This is a genomic window from Streptomyces sp. MA5143a (genome assembly GCF_900290235.1).
GTDB lineage: Bacteria > Actinomycetota > Actinomycetes > Streptomycetales > Streptomycetaceae > Streptomyces.
Map to the genome: position 1 here is coordinate 57,590 of NZ_OLMK01000036.1, position 18,949 is coordinate 76,538.

Consider the following 18,949-nt stretch of genomic DNA (forward strand, 5'->3'; position numbering starts at 1 on the left):
ATGGTCACGTGTGCGTGAGGTCGGGCGGGCCGGTCTCCGGGCGTCCGCGGTGCGCCGCCCACTCGGGGGCGAGGATCGACATCCGTACGGCGTCGATCCACTTCCCGTCCTGCCACAGGGTCTGCCGCTCCACGCCCTCGGCCACGAACCCCACCTTCTCGTAGGCGCGCCGGGCCCGGGGGTTGTGTGTGAAGACGTACAGCGAGACGCGGTGCATGCCGAGCCGCTCGAAGGCGTGGCCGACCGTCAGGCGCACGGCCTCCGTGCCGAGCCCCCGGTTCCGCCCGGCGGGGCCGATCAGGATCCGGAAGCAACAGGCACGGTTGGGCTCGTCCCAGTCGTTGAGCACGGCCTCGCCCACCAGCTCCCCGCTGGCCCGGTCCACGATGCCGAGATCGAGCCGGTCGGTCTGCTCGCTGCGGTTGCCGTACCAGGTGCGCAGCCTCTCCATGTCGTACGCCCCGTCCTGGCTCCCGGTGAGCCGGATGATGTCCGGGTCGGCCAGGACGCGGGCCATCACGGGGGTGTCGTCCACGGTGAAGGGCCGCAGGACGGCCCGCTCACCGGTGAGTACGGGTTTCTCGGAGAAGCTCATCCCGGAATCCTCGGCAGGGCGAGGAGGCCGGGGCAAACGATTAAGCGCGGTCGTCGTCAGTGCGGAACGTCGGTGCGGGTCGTCAGTCGGCCGCCCCGCACCCCCGGTTGCTCGGTCGTCCCGGCCGGCCGCTGCGCACCACATGTGACACAAGCCTCGTGACGTGGGTCACCCTCAAAGCCACCGCCCACCCCCCAAGGGGCGCGGGGAACCGCGCGACCAACCGCGACGCACTCGCGGCCCGCGACGAACGCGCAGTCCCCCGGCGCCGCACGGCACCCGGCTCATCCAGCGGCGCGCCTACGCCCCGCAGCTCCGCAGGAACGCCCGCGTCCGCTGGGCGATCGGCAGCGGAGCGTCCGGCTCGCACGGGTACATGTCCTGCTCGACGATCGCGAACAGATCCACGTCCAGCTTCTGCGCGGCCGCCAGCACCGGCCCCAGCTCGGGCACGCCCTTCGGCGGCTCGCACATCACGCCCTGCGCCACGGCCGGCCCGAACGGCGTCCCCTTGGCCCGGACGTCCGCCAGGATCTCGGGGTCGACCTGCTTGAGGTGCAGATAGCCGATGCGCTCGCCGTACGTCTCGATCAGCTTGACGCTGTCGCCGCCGCAGTACGCGTAGTGCCCGGTGTCGAGGCACAGGGACACCACCGAGGAGTCGGTGCCGTCCAGGAAGCGGACGACGTTCTCCTCGCTGTCGATGTGGGTGTCGGCGTGCGGGTGGACGACGATCTGGAGGCCGTACCTCTCCCGCACCTCCCGCCCGAGCCGCTCGGTGAGCTGGGTGAGGTGCCGCCACTGCTCGACGGTCAGCTCGCTGGGCTCCAGCACCTGGCCCGTCTTGTCGTCCCGCCAGAAGGAGGGGATGACGACGAGGTGCCGGGCGCCCATGGCCTGGGCGAGGACCGCGTTGTCGGCGACGTGCGCCCAGGTCTTCTCCCAGACGTCGGGGCCGTGGTGCAGCCCGGTGAAGACCGTGCCGGCCGACACCTTCAGGCCACGTTTGGCCGTCTCCTCGGCGAGAACGGCGGGGTCCTTCGGCAGATAGCCGTAGGGGCCCAGCTCGATCCACTCGTAGCCGGCGGCGGCCACCTCGTCGAGGAAGCGCTGCCAGGGGACCTGCTGGGGGTCGTCGGGGAACCACACACCCCAGGAGTCGGGCGCCGAGCCGATCCGGATGCGCGAGAGTGAGGACTCAGGTGACAACGACGTCATGGCGGCCAGCTTCGGGCCGGAACCCAAGGGTGTCAATAGGTAGTCCGAATGTCTGGACAAAATATTGACAGGGCCGCTCTCGCGGAGCTAGACCTTGACGGAACCGGAGCGCGAAGGGAACTCGATGGCGTACGACCTGATCACCATGGGGCGGATCGGTGTGGACCTCTATCCGCTGCAGACGGGGGTCCCGCTGCCGCAGGTGACGTCCTTCGGGAAGTTCCTCGGCGGATCGGCGACGAACGTCGCGGTGGCCGCCGCCCGGCTCGGCCGGGACACCGCCGTCATCACCCGCACGGGCGAGGACCCGTTCGGGGAGTACCTCCACCAGGCGCTGCGGGACTTCGGCGTCGACGACCGCTGGGTGACACCGGTCCCCGGCCTCGCCACCCCGGTCACGTTCTGCGAGGTTTTCCCGCCGGACGACTTCCCGCTGTACTTCTACCGCCGCCCCAAGGCGCCGGACCTGGAGATCGACGCCCACGAACTGGACCTGGAGGCCATTCGTGAGGCCCGCGTCTTCTGGGTCACCGGCACCGGTCTGAGCGAGGAGCCCAGCCGTACGGCGACGCTCGCGGCCCTCGCCCACCGGGCCAAGGCCGGCACGACGGTCTTCGACCTCGACTGGCGGCCCATGTTCTGGAGCGAGCCGGCCGCGGCCCGCCCGTTCTACGAGGAGGCCCTGCGGCACACCACCGTCGCCGTCGGGAACCTGGACGAGGTCGAGGTCGCCACCGGCGTCCGCGAGCCGCACGCCGCCGCCGAGGCCCTGCTGGCCGCCGGGGTGGAACTCGCGGTCGTGAAGCAGGGCCCCAAGGGTGTGCTGGCGGTGCACCGCGACGGCACGACGGCCGAGGTGCCGCCGCTGCCGGTGAACGTCCTCAACGGACTGGGCGCCGGAGACGCCTTCGGCGGTTCCCTCTGCCACGGCCTGCTCGAAGGCTGGGACCTGGAGCGGACCATGCGGCACGCCAACGCCGCCGGAGCCATCGTCGCCTCCCGCCTGGAGTGCTCCTCGGCGATGCCCACCGCCGAGGAGATCGAGGCCGCGGTCACGGCGGGGGAAGTACGGTGAGCGTCGACGTCTCCGCCCTGGTCCGCACCCGGGTCCACCACCCCGAGGCGATCGCCGAGGCCGCCGCCCGCCGCGTCCGCCGCCCCCTGATCGGCGACTCCGGGCGGCTGATGATCGTCGCCGCCGACCACCCGGCCCGCGGCGCGCTCTCCGTCGGCGACCGCAAGCTCGCCATGGCGAACCGCGCCGACCTCCTCGAACGGCTGTGCCTGGCCCTCGGCCGGCCCGGCGTCGACGGGGTGCTCGCGACCGCCGACATCCTCGACGACCTGCTCCTCCTCGGTGCCCTCGACGGCAAGATCGTCATGGGCTCGATGAACCGCGGTGGACTCGCGGGCGCCTCCTTCGAACTGGACGACCGTTTCACCGGCCACCGCCCCGAGGACATCGAGCGGCTCCGCTTCGACGCCGGCAAGCTGCTGCTGCGCGTCGACTACGACGACCCGGGCTCCCTCGACACCCTGGAGTCCACCGCGCACGCCGTGGACGCCATGGCCGAGCGGCGGCTCCCGGTCTTCGTCGAGCCGTTCATCAGCCGTCGCGACCCCGTCACCGGCAAGGTCAGGAACGACCTCTGCGCCGACGCGGTCACCAAGTCGATCGCCATAGCCGCCGGACTCGGCGGCACCTCGGCGTACACCTGGCTGAAGGTGCCCGTCACCGAGAACCCCGACGACATGGCCCGCGTCATGGAGACCTCGACCCTGCCCGCCGTCCTCCTCGGCGGCGACGTCGGAGAGGACCAGGAGGGCGCGTACGAGAAGTGGCGGGGCGCCCTGCAACTGCCCACCGTCCAGGGCCTGGTGGTCGGCCGCTCGTTGCTCTACCCGGCGGACGACGACGTGACCGCCGCCGTGGACACCGCCGTAGGACTGCTGTGAGGGCCGCATGACACACAAGACCGAGCTGTACGTCCCGAAGGGGACGACCGCCCACGGGGGGTACGCCCTCGACATCGGCCCCGAGCAGGCCGGCTGGACCCACAGCAGCCTGCGCGTCGTGGAGTTGGAGCCGGGCGGCGAGCACACCTTCACCACCGGGGACAGCGAATGGATCGTGCTGTCCCTGGGCGGCGCCTGTACGGTTCGCGTATCGGAGGATCCGGGCGCAGCGGACGGTGGCGGCACCGCAGAGTTCGACATCCTGGGCCGCGAGGACGTGTTCGCCGGAGTCTCCGACTTCGTCTACGCGCCCCGCGACGCCCGGGTACAGATCGCCTCCGGCGCGGGAGGCCGCTTCGCTTTGGCAGGAGCGAGGTGCGAGCGACGACTCCCCGCCCGCTACGGCCCCGCGCCGGAGGTCCCCGTCGAAGACCGCGGCAGCGGCAACTGCGCCCGCCAGGTGCGCAACTTCGCCTCCGCCGACGCCTTCGCGTGCGACAAGCTCATCACCGTCGAGGTCATCACGCCGGGCGGCAACTGGTCCTCGTACCCGCCGCACAAGCATGACGAGAACCGGCCGGGGGAGGAGACCGAGCTGGAGGAGATCTACTACTTCGAGATCGACGGCCCGAACGGCTTCGGCTACCAGCGGGTGTTCCCCTCCCGGGAGGGCGGCTCCGACGTCCTCGCCGAGGTCCGCTCGGGTGACGCCGTCCTCGTCCCCGACGGCTGGCACGGCCCGTCCATCGCGCAGCCCGGCCACAGCATGTACTACCTGAACGTGATGGCCGGTCCGGGCACCGAGCGGCAGTGGCGGATCTGCTTCCACCCGGATCACACGGAGGGATACCGATGACCACCGGGACCACGCGGCTCACCGTGGCGCAGGCGCTGGTGCGGTTCCTCGCCGCCCAGTACACCGAGCGCGACGGGCAGCGGCAGCGGCTGATCGGCGCCACCTGGGGCATCTTCGGCCACGGCAACGTCGCGGGCCTCGGCCAGGCGCTCGTCGAGTACGCCGACACCATGCCCTACCACCAGGGCCGCAACGAACAGGCCATGGTGCACGCGGCCGTCGGCTACGCCCGCCAGTCGGGCCGCCTGTCCACGCACGCGGTGACGACGTCGATCGGCCCCGGCGCCACCAACCTCGTCACCGGCGCCGCCCTCGCCACCATCAACCACCTGCCGGTGCTGCTCCTGCCGGGCGACATCTTCGCGACCCGGCCCGCGGACCCGGTCCTCCAGCAGCTCGAAGTGCCGTACGCGGGCGACATCAGCGTCAACGACACGCTGCGCCCGGTGTCGCGGTACTTCGACCGGGTCACCCGCCCCGAGGCGCTGATCCCGGCCGCCCTCCAGGCGATGCGGGTCCTCACGGACCCCGTCGACACGGGCGCCGTGACCCTCGCGCTGCCGCAGGACGTGCAGGCGGAGGCGTACGACTGGCCGGAGGAGTTCTTCGCCGAGCGGACCTGGCACGTACGCCGGCCCGCCCCGGACGCGGCCGAACTCGCCGACGCGGTACGGGTGGTCCGCGAGGCCCGCCGACCGCTGATCGTCGCCGGCGGCGGTGTCCACCACGCCCGCGCCGAGGAGGCGCTCGCCGAACTCGCCGACGCCACCGGCATCCCCGTCGCCTCCACCCAGGCCGGCAAGGGCTCCCTGCGCTACGACCACCCGCAGGACGTCGGCGCCATCGGCCACACCGGCACCGCGACGGCCAACGAACTCGCCCGCACCGCCGACCTGGTGATCGGTGTGGGCACCCGGTACACGGACTTCACCACCGCCTCCGGCACCCTCTTCGCCGCCGACGGCGTCCGCTTCCTCAACCTCAACATCGCGCCCTACGACGGCCACAAACTCTCCGGGCTGCCGCTGATCGCGGACGCGCGGGCCGGCCTGGAGGAACTGGCCGAGGCGCTGGAACTGCACGGCCACCGGGTCGCGGACGCGTACGTCGCCGAGTACGGCGAGGACAAGCAGCGCTGGGAGCACCGCGTCGACGCCTGCTACGAGGCGGAGGAGCCGGACACCCGGCCCACCCAGGCCCAGGTCCTCGGTCTCCTCGACGAGATCGTCGACGAGTCCGACATCCTCATCAACGCGGCCGGATCCCTCCCCGGTGACCTGCACAAACTGTGGCGTACACGGTCGCGGGACCAGTACCACCTGGAGTACGGCTACTCCTGCATGGGCTACGAGATCCCGGCCGCGATAGGTGTCCGCATGGCCGCTCCCGGGCGCCCGGTGTGGGCGCTGGTCGGCGACGGCACGTATCTGATGATGCCGACGGAGATCGTGACGGCCGTCCAGGAGAACGTGCCGATCAAGATGCTGCTGGTGCAGAACCACGGGTACGCCTCGATCGGCGGCCTGTCGGAGTCGGTGGGCGGGGAGCGGTTCGGCACCGCCTACCGGCACCGGAACCCGGACGACGGCACGTTCACGGGCGCCCCGCTGCCCGTGGATCTCGCCGCCAACGCGGCCAGCCTCGGCATGCGCGTGCTGCGCGCCAAGACCATCCGCGACCTGCGCGCGGCCCTCGCCGAGGCGCGGGCCGCCGACACTCCCACTTGTGTCTACGTGGAGACCGAAACCGCAGACACAGTGTCGGGCCCGCCTCCGGCGCAGGCCTGGTGGGATGTACCTGTGGCCGAGACCGCGACCCGAGTGTCGGCGGTCAAGGCACGTGAGGAGTACGACCGGCACGTCTCCACCCGACGCCGCCATCTGTAAGAAGGAGTCTTTCGGCATGACGAAGATCGTCAACCACTGGATCGGCGGTAAGACCGTCGAAGGCGCGTCGGGTACGTTCGGTCCGGTCACGGACCCGGCGACCGGCGCCGTCACCACCAAGGTCGCCTTCGCGACCGTCGACGAGGTCGACGCGGCGGTACGCACCGCCAAGGAGGCCTTCGTCACCTGGGGCCAGTCCTCGCTGGCCCAGCGCACCTCGATCCTGTTCAAGTTCCGGGCGCTGCTGGACGCCAACCGGGACGCGATCGCGGAGCTGATCACCGCCGAGCACGGCAAGGTCCACTCGGACGCGCTCGGTGAGGTCGCGCGCGGCCTGGAGATCGTCGACCTGGCGTGCGGGATCACCGTGCAGCTGAAGGGCGAGCTGTCGACGCAGGTCGCGAGCCGCGTGGACGTCTCCTCGATCCGCCAGCCGCTGGGTGTCGTCGCGGGCATCACGCCGTTCAACTTCCCGGCGATGGTCCCGATGTGGATGTTCCCGCTCGCCATCGCCTGCGGCAACACCTTCGTGCTGAAGCCCTCCGAGAAGGACCCCTCGGCGTCCGTCAAGATCGCCGAGCTGCTGGCCGAGGCCGGCCTGCCCGACGGTGTCTTCAACGTCGTCCACGGCGACAAGGTGGCCGTCGACCGCCTCCTGGAGCACCCGGACGTCAAGGCGGTCTCCTTCGTCGGCTCCACCCCGATCGCCCGCTACATCCACACCACGGCCTCCGCGAACGGCAAGCGCGTCCAGGCCCTCGGCGGCGCCAAGAACCACATGCTGGTCCTCCCGGACGCCGACCTGGACGCGGCGGCCGACGCGGCGGTCTCGGCGGCCTACGGCTCCGCGGGTGAGCGCTGCATGGCGATCTCGGCCGTGGTCGCGGTCGGCGCGATCGGCGACGAGCTGGTGGACAAGATCCGCGAGCGCGCCGAGAAGATCAAGATCGGCCCCGGCAACGACCCGACCTCCGAGATGGGCCCGCTGATCACGGCGGTCCACCGCGACAAGGTGGCCTCGTACGTGACGGGCGCGGCGGCCGAGGGCTGCGAGGTCGTCCTCGACGGCACGGGCTTCACGGTCGACGGGCACGAGGACGGCCACTGGATCGGCATCTCGCTCCTCGACAAGGTCCCCACGTCGGCCAAGGCGTACCAGGACGAGATCTTCGGCCCCGTCCTGTGCGTGCTCCGCGTGGACACCTACGAGGAGGGCATGGCCCTCATCAACGCCTCGCCGTTCGGCAACGGCACCGCGATCTTCACGCGGGACGGCGGCGCCGCCCGCCGCTTCCAGCTGGAGGTCGAGGCCGGCATGGTCGGCGTGAACGTCCCGATCCCGGTCCCCGTCGGCTACCACTCCTTCGGCGGCTGGAAGGACTCCCTCTTCGGCGACCACCACATCTACGGCAACGACGGCACCCACTTCTACACCCGGGGCAAGGTCGTCACGACCCGCTGGCCCGACCCGGCCGACGGACCCACCGGCGTCGACCTGGGCTTCCCCCGCAACCACTGAGCACCAGCGTCACCACGGCTCCCCGCGCCCACCAGGGCCGCGGGGAGCCGCGCGAGAAGCCCCACCGGACCCGCGCACGCCCGACCACCCGATCTGCCCCGACTTATCAGGTTGCTGTCAGGCCCGCCCCCCCACCCCGCATACCGCACCCGCTGTATGCCGAATTCCCCCCGTACGACCGTGGGATACCCCACTCCTCCCCCCTGAGGGGGCCGAGACCCACCACCACACCCCCGTACCGTTGACGCATGGATCTTCGACTGACCGGCCCGCGCCTGCGCGGAGCGCTCCGGCGGAGGCCGCGTCGCACCGTCGCCGCCGCGGCCGCCGTGGTGGTGCTCGCCGGCGCCGGTACCTGGACGGCCACCGCCTCGGACGAAGCGGCGCCGGTGAAGCGCACGGACCAGGCCATGGCCATGGGCGAGGGCGTCCGCATCGACACCTCGTACTTCACCTCCGGCGCCACCGGCCGCCGCCCGGCCGTCCTGCTCGGGCACGGCTTCGGCGGCAGCAAGAACGACGTACGACGCCAGGCCGAGGACCTCGCCCGCGACGGCTACGCGGTGCTGACCTGGTCGGCGCGTGGCTTCGGCCACTCGACCGGAAAGATCGGGCTCAACGACCCGAAGGCCGAGGTCGCCGACGTCTCCCGGCTCATCGACTGGCTCGCCAAGCGCCCCGAGGTCCAGCTGGACAAGAAGGGCGACCCGCGCGTGGGCGCCGCCGGCGCCTCCTACGGCGGGGCGATCTCCCTGCTGGCCGCCGGGTACGACGACCGGGTCGACGCCATCGCCCCGGCCATCACGTACTGGAACCTCGCGGACGCCCTGTTCCCGAACGGCGTGTTCAAGAAGCTCTGGGCCGGCCTGTTCTTCAACACCGGCGGCGGCTGCGCCAAGTTCGAGGCCGACCTGTGCGCGATGTACGACCGGGTCGCCGAGTCCGGTGAGCCGGACGCCGAGGCCGTCAAGCTCCTCGAAGCGCGCAGCCCCGAAGCCGTCGGCGACCGCATCAAGGTGCCCACGCTGCTCCTCCAGGGGCAGACCGACTCCCTCTTCCCCCTCGGTCAGGCCGACGCCGCCGCCAAGGCGATCAAGGCGAACGGCGCGCCCGTCGACGTCGACTGGATCTCCGGCGGCCACGACGGCGGCGACATGGAGACCAGCCGGGTCCAGTCCCGCGTCGAGGCCTGGTTCGACCGCTATCTGAAGGGCGACAAGAGCGCCGACACCGGCTCCGCGTTCCGCGTCACCCGCACCCTCGGCACCGGCTCCGGCGACGGCGAGCCCCGCCTGAGCGGCACCACCGACGACGCCTACCCGGGCCTGGAGAGCGACCGCCGGTCCTTCGCCCTCACCGGCCGCGAGCAGAGTTTCGAGAACCCGGCCGGCGCCAGCCCGCCCGCCCTCTCGGCCCTGCCCGGCATCGGCGGCGCCGCCGGCGGCCTCTCCCAGCTGTCCTCGCTCGGCGTGAGCCTGTCGCTCGACTTCCCCGGCCAGTTCGCCGCGTTCCAGTCCAAGCCCGTCACGGACGACGTCCAGATCACCGGCTCACCCACGGCGACCGTCCATGTGAAGTCCACCAGCGACGACGCCGTCCTCTTCGCCAAGGTGTACGACGTCGGCCCCGGCGGCGCCTCCCAGGTGCTGCCCTCCCAGCTCGTCCAGCCCGTCCGGGTCGAGGGTGCCAAGGCCGGCAAGGACGTGAAGCTCACCCTCCCGGCCATCGACCACGAACTCGACGACGGCCACAGCCTGCGTCTGGTCCTCGCCTCCACCGACCTCGGCTACGCCTCCCCGGCCGCCCCGGCGACGTACACCGTCTCCCTGAAGGGCGACCTGGAGGTGCCGATCCCGCTCGGCGGGGCCGACCGCTCGGACATCCTGCCCGCCTGGGTCTGGTACCTGCCGATCGGCGGCGCGGCCGTCGCTGCCGTCCTGCTCGTCACCGGTCGCCGCCGCATCACGACGCCCGCCCCCGACCCGGCGCTCGCCGAGGTCCCGCTCCAGATCACCGACCTCAGCAAGAAGTACAGGAACGGCGACCGCTACAGCGTCCGCGACCTGTCCTTCCGCGTCGAGAAGGGCCAGGTGCTCGGCCTCCTCGGCCCGAACGGCGCCGGCAAGACCACCACCCTGCGCATGCTGATGGGTCTGATCCAGCCGGACGGCGGCGAGATCCGCGTCTTCGGCCACGCGATCGTGCCGGGCGCGCCCGTACTGTCCCGCGTCGGCGCCTTCGTCGAGGGCGCCGGCTTCCTCCCGCACCTGTCCGGCCGGGAGAACCTGGAGCTGTACTGGCGGGCCACCGGCCGCCCCGCCGAGGACGCCCACCTGGAGGAGGCGCTGGAGATCGCCGGCCTCGGCGACGCCCTCGCCCGCGCGGTGCGCACCTACTCCCAGGGCATGCGCCAGCGCCTGGCCATCGCCCAGGCCATGCTCGGCCTGCCCGACCTGCTGATCCTCGACGAACCGACGAACGGACTCGACCCGCCGCAGATCCGCGAGATGCGCGAGGTGATGATCCGCTACGCGGCCGCCGGCCGTACCGTCATCGTCTCCAGCCATCTGCTGGCCGAGGTGGAGCAGACCTGCACCCACCTGGTGGTCATGGACCACGGACAGCTCGTCCAGGCGGGCCCGGTCGGCGAGATCGTCGGCTCCGGCGACACCCTGCTGATCGGCACCTCCACCCCCGTGGAGGAACCCGTCGTCGACAAGATCGCCGCACTGCCGGGCATCGACTCGGCCGTACGCACCGACGAGGGTCTGGTCGTCCGCCTCGACGCGGACGGCAGCGCCCAGCGTCTGATCGCCGAGCTGGTCCGGCTGGAGGTCCCCGTCGCCGCGGTCGGCCCCCACCGCCGCCTCGAAGACGCCTTCCTCACCCTGATCGGAGAGTCCGCATGAGCACGCTGACCGAGCGTGCCGAGCACGCAGAACCCGGGCGCACCGACCCCGGACGCCCGACCCCCGTCGAGGTGGCCGACGGCTACCGCGCGGGCCGCACCCTGCCCCTCGGGGTGGAACTGGTCCGGCAGCTGAAGCGCCGCCGCACCATGGTCATGGGCGGCATCCTGTTCGCCCTGCCGATCATCCTGGTGATCGCGTTCCAGGTCGGCGGTACGCCCGGCGAGGGCAACAACCGGGTCAACCTGATGGACACGGCGACGGCGTCCGGCGCGAACTTCGCCGCGGTGAACCTCTTCGCCGCGGCCGGGTTCCTGCTGGTCATCCCGGTCGCGCTGTTCTGCGGCGACACCGTCGCCTCGGAGGCCAGCTGGTCCTCCCTGCGCTACCTCCTCGCCGCGCCCGTGCCCCGTGCCCGGCTGCTGTGGTCCAAGCTCGTCGTGGGCCTCACCCTCAGCCTCGCGGCGCTGGTGCTGCTCCCGGTCGTCGCCCTCGCCATCGGCACGGTCGCCTACGGCTGGGGCCCGCTGGAACTCCCCACGGGCGGCGAACTGTCCTCCTCGGCCGCCGCGCAGGCCCTGGTGATCACCGTCGGGTACATCTTCGTGTCCCAACTGGTCACCGCCGGCATGGCGTTCTGGCTCTCCACCCGGACCGACGCGCCGCTCGGCGCGGTCGGCGGCGCCGTCGGCCTCACCATCGTCGGCAATGTCCTCGACTCGGTCACCGCCCTCGGCGACTGGCGCCACTTCCTGCCCGCGCACTGGCAGTACGCCTGGCTGGACGTCGTCCGCCCGCAGCCCGAGTACACCGACATGATCCAGGGCGTCTCGGTCTCCATAACGTACGCGCTGGTGCTGTTCGCCCTGGCCTTCCGCGGTTTCGGCCGCAAGGACGTGGTCTCCTAGGTCAACGGAGGATCACCCACCGGTCTCGAAGGGCCGTCGCCGTGGCCGCTTCGAGACCCATCTGCAACGCCCTGTGTCGCACAATCGGGCCCCCTCGGCCGTCACAGTCACAACAGCCGCCCACGACCGGGCGACGACGACGTGCCGAGGGGGCCCGATGCACAGCCGTAGCAGCACAGGGACGACACGACGACTGACCACCGCGCTCCTCGCCCTGGGAACCGCCGGGGCACTGCTCCTCACCGGCTGCGGCCAGAGCGGCGAGAGCCACTCCTCGTCCGACGACCTCAAGGGCGGCGGCCGCACCGCCGACGGCTTCCCGGCCCCGGCCCCCGACGGCCCGGACGCGCGCGACGGCGAGCAACAAAACGACGAGTCCCGTGACATCGCCCCCTCGCCCGACCACCTGTCCACCTTCGCCCTGGACGTCGACACCGCCTCCTACGGCTACGCCCGCCGCACCCTGGAGGACGGCAGCCTGCCCGACCCGTCGACGGTCCGCCCGGAGGAGTTCGTCAACAGCTTCCGGCAGGACTACGAACGCCCGGACGGCGACGGCTTCTCGGTCACCGTCGACGGCGCCCGCACCAAGGACGACGACTGGTCCCTCGTGCGCGTGGGCCTCGCCACCCGCGCCGCCGACGGCGACCGCGAACGGCCACCCGCCGCCCTCACCTTCGTCATCGACGTCTCCGGCTCCATGGCCGAGCCCGGCCGCCTCGACCTCGCCAAGGACGCCCTCGGCACGATGACCGACCGGCTCCGCGACCAGGACTCCGTCGCCCTCGTCACCTTCAGCGACACCGCCGAGACCGTCCTGCCGATGACCCGCCTCGACGACAACCGGGCCAGGATCCACGACGCCGTCGACAGCCTGGAGCCCGCCGACTCCACCAACCTCGGCGCGGGCGTCGAGACCGGCTACGGGACCGCCGTCGAGGGGCTGCGCAGGGGCGCCACCAACCGTGTCGTCCTGCTGTCGGACGCCCTCGCCAACACCGGCGACACCGACGCCGACACCATCCTCGAACGCATCGCCGACGAGCGCCGCGAACACGGCATCACCCTCTTCGGCGTGGGTGTCGGCAGCGACTACGGCGACGCCCTGATGGAGCGCCTCGCCGACAAGGGCGACGGCCACACCACATACGTCTCCACCGAGAAGGAGGCCGAGGAGGTCTTCTGCGAGCAACTCCCGCGCCACGTCGACCTCACCGCCCGCGACGCCAAGGCCCAGGTCGCCTTCGACCCCGAGACGGTGGAGGAGTTCCGCCTGATCGGCTACGACAACCGGCGGGTCGCCGACGAGGACTTCCGCGACGACAGCGTGGACGGCGGCGAGGTCGGCCCCGGCCACACCGTCACCGCCCTCTACGCCGTCCGCACCCGGGCCGGCACCGAGGCCGGCCATCTGGCGACGGCCACCGTCCGCTGGCTCGACCCGGACAGCCGCACCCCGCACGAGGAGTCCGAGGGCATCGAGGCGTCGGCCCTCCACGGCGACCTGTGGTCCACCGCACCGCGCGGTCTCCAGATCGCCGCGGCGGCCGCCTACTTCGCCGACGCCCTGCGCCGCGACGACTCCCGCTGGACCGACCTCCCGGCCGCCCCCACCCTGGGTGAACTGTCTTCCCGCGTTCGCGAACTGAACAGGTACAAGGAGGACAAGCAGCTCAACGACCTGTCCGACGCGATAGAGACGGCCCGCACCCTGAAGGGCTAGGACCGCTCCCCGCACACCGAGGGCAGCGCCCGGACCAGACCCTCCGCATGGAGCAGGTCCAGGTGGTGGGTGTACGTCGAGCGGATCGCGGCGAGCCGCAGCCGGGGCTCGCAGGAGGCCCCGGCCCGGAGCGGTTCCGTGTCCGCCAGCGCGGTCAGCACCTGCGTGGTGATCCGGTCGAGGACGGGCCGTACCTCCTTCACGAGGTCCGGCCGCTCGGTCGGCCGCTCCTTGGGGTGAGCGTCCCAGCGGGCGTACAGACCCCGCTGCACCAGCTTGTTCGCCTCGATCTGGTCCCGGAACACCGCGGTCACCGCGTCCGGATCGAGGCCGAGCCCGACCGCCCGCGCGGCCACGTCGTCGAGGATCGCCTTCTCCCGCACCGGATCGTCGATCGGCGTGCTCGTGCCGTACTTGGCCGCCGCGACCTTGTCGGCGACGAGCAGCCGTTCGGCGAACAGATCGGTCAGCACGGTGAGCGAGCGGGCCCCCGCGACCGTACGAGGGGGAGCGTCGGGGGACTGGGCGGCGGCCGGTACGGCACCACAGAGAGCCACTGCGGACGTGACACAGACGGATATCAGGACGGACCTGAGGCGGTGGGGGCGCATGATCCACACCTACCACGCGAACCCGACGGTCCCCCGGAGTCAGTCCAAACCATTGAAAAATCCTTACTTACCGGTAAGTTGACTCGTCGGTAATGAAGGCGGTGGCCGGCCTCGGGGAGCCGTGATGGGTGTACACAAGGACTTGAACCAGGCGAAGCGGCGCGCGGACCTCGTCGACCGCGGCACGGTCGAGGTGATCAGGGACGCACAGGGCGTGGTCCGTGAGGCCCACACCCCCGCCCTCGCGCCCCGGCAGACCGGCGGCAGCACCGCCGACCTCCCCTTCCGCAACGCGACCGAGGCCCCGGACGCGGTGGTCCTGCGCCGCGCCGACGCCCACGGCACGTTCCACCCGGTCACCGCCTCCGACTTCGCCCGCGAGGTCACCGCCACCGCCAAGGGGCTGATAGCGGCCGGCCTCGAACCGGGCGGCCGGGTCGCGATCATGTCCCGCACCCGCTACGAGTGGACCGTCCTCGACTTCGCCGTCTGGGCGGCCGGCGGCCAGTCCGTCCCGATCTACGCCACGTCCTCACCGGAACAGATCGAGTGGATCGTCCGCGACTCCGGCTCCCACTTCGTGATCGTGGAGACCCCCGAGAACGCGGCCGCCGTCGCCACCGCCACCGCCCGCCACTCCCGGCCCCCGCACGTCTGGCAGCTCGACGACGGCGCCCTCGACGTCCTCGCCGACCTCGGCCGGAGCGTCCCCGAGGACGAGGTCGCCAAGCGCCGCGCCGCCCTGACCCCGGACACGGCCGCGACCATCTGCTACACCTCCGGCACCACCGGCCGCCCCAAGGGCTGCGTCCTCACCCACGCCAACCTGTACGCGGAGGCCGCCAACACGGTCGAGCTGCTCCACCCGATCTTCAAGGAGATCACCGGCCAGGTCGCCTCCACGCTCCTCTTCCTGCCCCTCGCCCACATCCTCGGCCGCACCATCCAGATCGCCTGCCTGCTGGCCCGGATCGAGCTGGGCCACTGCCCGAGCATCAAGCCCGACGAACTGCGGCCCGCGCTCAGGAAGTTCCGCCCCACCTTCCTCGTGGGCGTCCCGTACCTCTTCGAGCGGATCCACGCCACCGGCCGCGCCACCGCCGAACGCATCGGCCGCGGCGCCTCCTTCGACCGCGCCCACCGCGTCGCCGTCCGCTTCGCCAAGGCCCACCTCGAGAAGTTCCTCGACCGGGGCCCCGGCCCCACGCCCGGCCTGTACGCCGCCTGGGCCCTGTACGACACGCTGGTCTACCGCCGTATCCGGAGCGAGCTGGGCGGCCGTATGCGCTACGCCATCAGCGGCGGCTCCCCGCTCGACCGGGACCTCAACCTCTTCTTCTACGCCGCCGGGATCATCATCTACGAGGGCTACGGCCTCACCGAGACCACCGCGGCCGCCACGATCGTCCCGCCGCTGGGGCCCCGCCCCGGCACGGTCGGCCGGCCCGTCCCCGGCACCGCGATCCGCATCGCCGACGACGGCGAGGTCCTCATCAAGGGCGGCATCGTCTTCGGCACCTACTGGAACGACCCGGTCGCCACCGACGCCGCTCTCACCGACGACTGGTTCGCCACCGGCGACCTGGGCGCGCTCGACGACGACGGCTACCTCACCATCACCGGCCGCAAGAAGGACATCCTCGTCACCTCCGGCGGCAAGAACGTTTCGCCAGCCGTGTTGGAGGACCGCCTCCGCAGCCGCCCGCCGGTCGGCCAGTGCATCGTGGTCGGTGACAACCGGCCCTTCGTCGCCGCCCTGATCACCCTAGACCCCGAGGACGTCAGCCACTGGCTGCACGTGCGCGGGATGTCCCCGGACACCCCGCTCTCCGAGATCGTCACCGACCCCCGGATGCGCGCCGAGGTCCAGAAGGCCGTGGACTACGCCAACCAGGCCGTCTCCCGCGCCGAGTCGATCCGTGAGTTCAAGCTGGTCGAGGGCGAGTTCAGCGAGGAGAACGGACTGCTCACCCCGTCGATGAAGATCAAGCGCCACGCCGTCACGGCGGCCTACGCGGCGGCCATCGAGTCGCTGTACCGCCGCTGAGGGGCCGCGCGGAGGCAGCGCCCTGGTTGATCCTTTCGGTTGGCTCATGCGTGGCATTCGGGTGAAATCCGCAGCGCGCCACGTTCCGCGGTTTCTTCATCCGTCTATTTCTCGTTCACAGCCTGCAGGTCATGGCGCGAGCCGTTCAAGCTGTGCTCGCTCGGTTTCGGCCGTCATGGGTGCATGACCGCGAAGAAGGGAAAAGCACGTGAAGCTCCAGAAGAGCGCCGCTGTCGCCGCCGGCGTGATCATGGCCGTCGGCATGGCCACCCCGGCCGTCGCCGACGCGGAGGCCAAGGGGTACGCCGCCAACTCCCCGGGTCTCCTCTCCGGCAACGTGGTTCAGGTCCCGATCCACGCCCAGATCAACGCGTGTGGCAACTCCGTCAACATCCTCGGGGCTCTGAACCCGGCGGCCGGCAACGTGTGCATCAACAAGTGATGTAGCGAGGCAGCCGCCTGATTGTGTCCCGGCCGGCCCTGGCCCGTTCTTACGGTGCCGAGGTCGGCCTTCACCCTTTTTTGGAACAAGCAGGAAGACAACAAGATAGTGCGACAGACCCTGAGCAAGGGAATGGTGGCGGCCGCGGCCGCGACGGGCATTCTGTCCATGTACAGCGGCTCGGCGCTCGCGGACTCGGGCGCGACGGGGGTGGCCGAAGGGTCGCCCGGTGTCCTGTCGGGCAACACGGTAGAGGTTCCCGTGCACGTGCCCATCAATGTCTGCGGCAACACCGTCGACATCGTCGGTGTCGGCAACCCCGCCTTCGGCAACGTCTGCGTCAATGAGGACGCCCGTCACAAGTCCCACGACGCTCCCGCCCATGGCGCCTCCCAACACGACGAGGGGAAGGGGGCGCACGGTTCCTGGGGCCCGCACGAGCCCTCGCAGGGACACGGGACGGAGCACGGTCCCTCGGACGGGTACGACGCCGCGCCCCCGCACCAGGCGTCCGGTGCCTCGGCGCACGGTGAGGCCCACGGCTCACCCGGGGTCGGCTCGGGCAACGACGTCCAGGTGCCCGTGGACATCCCGGTCAACGTGTGCGGCAACTCGGTGGGCGGGGCCGGCGTGCTCAACCCCGCTCACGACAACGAGTGCGTCAACGTCACGCACCCCCCGAAGGGTCACGAGGACCACCCTGAGAAGCCGCACCACCCGGGCGAGCCGCCCACGCCTCCGCGGGTGGTTCCTCCGGTCGAGCCGCCCACTGTTCCGCGGGTGGTTCCTCCGGCCGAGCCGCCCACGACTCCGCGGTCGACTCCTCCCGCCGAGCCGCCGGCCATGGCGGAGACCGGCACCGAGGGCCTGCTGGCGGCCTCGGCCACCGGCGCCGCGCTGATCTGGGGCGGGGCCATCATGTACCGGCGGAGCCGAGCTGCCCTGCGCCGGTGACGCCACGGGTGCCGGACGCCACGCGTCCGGCACCCGAGGGGCCGGGCCCGTCCTCAGTTCTGGACGACGGCTCCCGTACCGGTCAGTCGCACCCCGGCGCCCGGCGCCGGGATCCGGTCGCCCGCCGCCCTAGAACGCAGTCGCCGCCGTACCCCTCGCACCAGAGTCTCCGCCGTGAACGTCGCGCCGTGCACGAAGCGCATCGCGGGTCCGAAGCCGGAGGCCGTCGTCAGGCCCGCGAAGAACAGTCCGGGCACCGACGACTCGAAGTCCCGCCCGACCGCGGGCGAACCGTCACGAACGGCCCTGAGGCCGTGGCGTACGTCGTCCGTCAGGAGACCCAGCCGGCCGCAGGTGGCCTTGAAGCCGGTGGCCGCGATGACGTGCTCCGTCTCCAGAGAACTCGGCTCGCCGTTCCGGCTCGTCAGTTCCAGCCGCACACTGCTGCCCCACTCGTACGCTGACGTGATCCGCTGTCCCAGCCGCACCTCGACGACCGGCTCGAACCGCTCGCGCACCCACCAGGCGCCCGCCGGGCCGAGGGCGGTCTTCGCGATGTGAGCCCGTTTTGCCTCCGGGAGGAGCCGGAACCAGCCCGGCCGCTCGGAGTAGAGCCAGTTCCGCCAGCCGCACCCGAGGCCACTGAGCGGCGAGCGGGCCGACTGCCAGGGCGAGCGCTCCCGGGACGGCGGGAGGTCGTTCCAGTTCAGGCGTGGCGCGCGGGCCAGTACCCGGGCCCGCGCGCCGAGTTCGGCGAGCAGCGCGGCCGTCTCCAGGGCCGCCTGGCCGCCGCCGACCACCGTGACGTCCCGGTCCCGGAAGCGTTCGAGGTCACTGTGGTCACTGCTGTGCGACACATGAGCGGGCGCCAACGACCGCAGCGCCGACGGTACCTCGGTGAAGGGCAGGACGCCGATGGCCAGCGCCACCGTCCTCGCGTGCAGGCGCTCACCGTCCTCCAGGGTCGCCTCGAAGCCTCCCGGGCAGAGCCGGAGCGCCGTCACCATGCGCTCGTCGACGGGCGGTCCGGCGTGGCGTGCGAACCACAGGCCGTACGAGGCGAAGGCCTCGACCGGGATCGGCTCGCCGTGCCTGGCCGTCATGCCCTGCTCGGCGCAGTAGGCGTCCAGGCTCCACCTACCCTCCGGGTCGGAGAGGTTGGAGGCCCACGGCTCCGATTTCAGGAACATGCCACGAGGCATGTGGTCGCGCCAGGACGCCATGGGCCGTCCGACGATGCGCAGGCTCAGCCCGGCGGCCGCGGCATGGGACGCGATGGACAGCCCGTAGGGCCCGGCGCCCACCACCAGCAGGTCGTACATGGA

The 18,949-nt window shown here is 71.8% G+C and carries 15 protein-coding genes; 11 read left to right on the forward strand and 4 right to left on the reverse strand.

The window, feature by feature from the left end; all coding sequences use genetic code 11:
* Positions 1-4: 4 nt before the first annotated feature.
* Positions 5-595 carry a GNAT family N-acetyltransferase gene (locus tag SMA5143A_RS18115; protein ID WP_107463959.1) on the reverse strand — a complete coding sequence of 197 codons (591 nt, stop codon included), beginning with the start codon at positions 593-595 and terminating at the stop codon, positions 5-7.
* A gap of 300 nt (positions 596-895) precedes the next feature.
* On the reverse strand, positions 896-1,813 hold the full coding sequence (locus SMA5143A_RS18120) for a sugar phosphate isomerase/epimerase family protein (RefSeq protein WP_055521807.1): 918 nt from the start codon (positions 1,811-1,813) through the stop codon (positions 896-898).
* A 124-nt stretch (positions 1,814-1,937) separates the two neighbouring features.
* Here SMA5143A_RS18120 and iolC point away from each other — a divergent pair, with 124 nt between their 5' ends.
* The 8 genes from iolC to SMA5143A_RS18160 all read left to right on the forward strand — a co-directional run bounded on the left by iolC (position 1,938) and on the right by SMA5143A_RS18160 (position 13,570).
* Complete coding sequence (iolC, locus tag SMA5143A_RS18125; RefSeq protein WP_107463960.1) at positions 1,938-2,888, forward strand: 5-dehydro-2-deoxygluconokinase; 951 nt, start codon at positions 1,938-1,940, stop codon at positions 2,886-2,888.
* Complete coding sequence (locus SMA5143A_RS18130) at positions 2,885-3,769, forward strand: Cgl0159 family (beta/alpha)8-fold protein (protein WP_107463961.1); 885 nt, start codon at positions 2,885-2,887, stop codon at positions 3,767-3,769. Before iolC ends, SMA5143A_RS18130 begins: the two co-directional genes overlap by 4 nt.
* A 7-nt stretch (positions 3,770-3,776) precedes the next feature.
* Complete coding sequence (gene iolB / locus SMA5143A_RS18135; RefSeq protein WP_107463962.1) at positions 3,777-4,625, forward strand: 5-deoxy-glucuronate isomerase; 849 nt, start codon at positions 3,777-3,779, stop codon at positions 4,623-4,625.
* Positions 4,622-6,511: a 3D-(3,5/4)-trihydroxycyclohexane-1,2-dione acylhydrolase (decyclizing) gene (gene iolD / locus SMA5143A_RS18140; protein ID WP_181361913.1), complete on the forward strand. Its 1,890-nt coding sequence runs from the start codon at positions 4,622-4,624 to the stop codon at positions 6,509-6,511. Before iolB ends, iolD begins: the two co-directional genes overlap by 4 nt.
* Positions 6,512-6,527: 16 nt before the next feature.
* Complete coding sequence (gene mmsA, locus SMA5143A_RS18145) at positions 6,528-8,030, forward strand: CoA-acylating methylmalonate-semialdehyde dehydrogenase (protein WP_107463963.1); 1,503 nt, start codon at positions 6,528-6,530, stop codon at positions 8,028-8,030.
* Positions 8,031-8,278: 248 nt separating this feature from the next.
* Positions 8,279-10,939 (forward strand): alpha/beta fold hydrolase, encoded by a 2,661-nt coding sequence (locus SMA5143A_RS18150; protein ID WP_107463964.1) that lies wholly within the window; start codon positions 8,279-8,281, stop codon positions 10,937-10,939.
* Positions 10,936-11,847 carry an ABC transporter permease gene (locus tag SMA5143A_RS18155; RefSeq protein WP_181361914.1) on the forward strand — a complete coding sequence of 304 codons (912 nt, stop codon included), beginning with the start codon at positions 10,936-10,938 and terminating at the stop codon, positions 11,845-11,847. Before SMA5143A_RS18150 ends, SMA5143A_RS18155 begins: the two co-directional genes overlap by 4 nt.
* A 157-nt stretch (positions 11,848-12,004) precedes the next feature.
* Positions 12,005-13,570, forward strand: coding sequence for a vWA domain-containing protein (locus SMA5143A_RS18160; RefSeq protein ID WP_107463965.1), 1,566 nt, complete (start codon positions 12,005-12,007; stop codon positions 13,568-13,570).
* On the opposite strand, the gene SMA5143A_RS18165 is transcribed toward SMA5143A_RS18160, so the two are convergent.
* Positions 13,567-14,181: a chorismate mutase gene (locus tag SMA5143A_RS18165; RefSeq protein ID WP_107463966.1), complete on the reverse strand. Its 615-nt coding sequence runs from the start codon at positions 14,179-14,181 to the stop codon at positions 13,567-13,569. The genes SMA5143A_RS18160 and SMA5143A_RS18165 overlap by 4 nt on opposite strands.
* Before the next feature lie 124 nt (positions 14,182-14,305).
* Here SMA5143A_RS18165 and SMA5143A_RS18170 point away from each other — a divergent pair, with 124 nt between their 5' ends.
* The 3 genes from SMA5143A_RS18170 to SMA5143A_RS44580 all read left to right on the forward strand — a co-directional run bounded on the left by SMA5143A_RS18170 (position 14,306) and on the right by SMA5143A_RS44580 (position 17,624).
* Positions 14,306-16,228, forward strand: coding sequence for an AMP-dependent synthetase/ligase (locus SMA5143A_RS18170; protein WP_107463967.1), 1,923 nt, complete (start codon positions 14,306-14,308; stop codon positions 16,226-16,228).
* A gap of 208 nt (positions 16,229-16,436) precedes the next feature.
* A complete protein-coding gene (locus SMA5143A_RS18175) occupies positions 16,437-16,670 on the forward strand; it encodes a chaplin (protein WP_308812038.1) in 234 nt (77 codons plus the stop codon).
* Between the two features lie 108 nt (positions 16,671-16,778).
* Positions 16,779-17,624, forward strand: coding sequence for a chaplin (locus SMA5143A_RS44580; RefSeq protein WP_107463968.1), 846 nt, complete (start codon positions 16,779-16,781; stop codon positions 17,622-17,624).
* 53 nt (positions 17,625-17,677) lie between these two features.
* Here SMA5143A_RS44580 and SMA5143A_RS18185 read toward each other — a convergent pair whose 3' ends face one another.
* Positions 17,678-18,946 (reverse strand): NAD(P)-binding domain-containing protein, encoded by a 1,269-nt coding sequence (locus SMA5143A_RS18185; protein WP_107463969.1) that lies wholly within the window; start codon positions 18,944-18,946, stop codon positions 17,678-17,680.
* Between the last annotated feature and the right edge of the window lie 3 nt (positions 18,947-18,949).

What these genes read in the sequence shown, in the direction of transcription:
- SMA5143A_RS18115 (WP_107463959.1), bottom strand. Translation starts at nt 595, where the DNA reads ATGAGCTTCTCCGAGAAACCCGTACTCACCGGTGAGCGGGCCGTCCTG.
- SMA5143A_RS18120 (WP_055521807.1), bottom strand. Translation starts at nt 1,813, where the DNA reads ATGACGTCGTTGTCACCTGAGTCCTCACTCTCGCGCATCCGGATCGGC.
- iolC (WP_107463960.1), top strand. Translation starts at nt 1,938, where the DNA reads ATGGCGTACGACCTGATCACCATGGGGCGGATCGGTGTGGACCTCTAT.
- iolB (WP_107463962.1), top strand. Translation starts at nt 3,777, where the DNA reads ATGACACACAAGACCGAGCTGTACGTCCCGAAGGGGACGACCGCCCAC.
- iolD (WP_181361913.1), top strand. Translation starts at nt 4,622, where the DNA reads ATGACCACCGGGACCACGCGGCTCACCGTGGCGCAGGCGCTGGTGCGG.
- mmsA (WP_107463963.1), top strand. Translation starts at nt 6,528, where the DNA reads ATGACGAAGATCGTCAACCACTGGATCGGCGGTAAGACCGTCGAAGGC.
- SMA5143A_RS18150 (WP_107463964.1), top strand. Translation starts at nt 8,279, where the DNA reads ATGGATCTTCGACTGACCGGCCCGCGCCTGCGCGGAGCGCTCCGGCGG.
- SMA5143A_RS18155 (WP_181361914.1), top strand. Translation starts at nt 10,936, where the DNA reads ATGAGCACGCTGACCGAGCGTGCCGAGCACGCAGAACCCGGGCGCACC.
- SMA5143A_RS18160 (WP_107463965.1), top strand. Translation starts at nt 12,005, where the DNA reads ATGCACAGCCGTAGCAGCACAGGGACGACACGACGACTGACCACCGCG.
- SMA5143A_RS18165 (WP_107463966.1), bottom strand. Translation starts at nt 14,181, where the DNA reads ATGCGCCCCCACCGCCTCAGGTCCGTCCTGATATCCGTCTGTGTCACG.
- SMA5143A_RS18170 (WP_107463967.1), top strand. Translation starts at nt 14,306, where the DNA reads ATGGGTGTACACAAGGACTTGAACCAGGCGAAGCGGCGCGCGGACCTC.
- SMA5143A_RS18185 (WP_107463969.1), bottom strand. Translation starts at nt 18,946, where the DNA reads ATGTACGACCTGCTGGTGGTGGGCGCCGGGCCCTACGGGCTGTCCATC.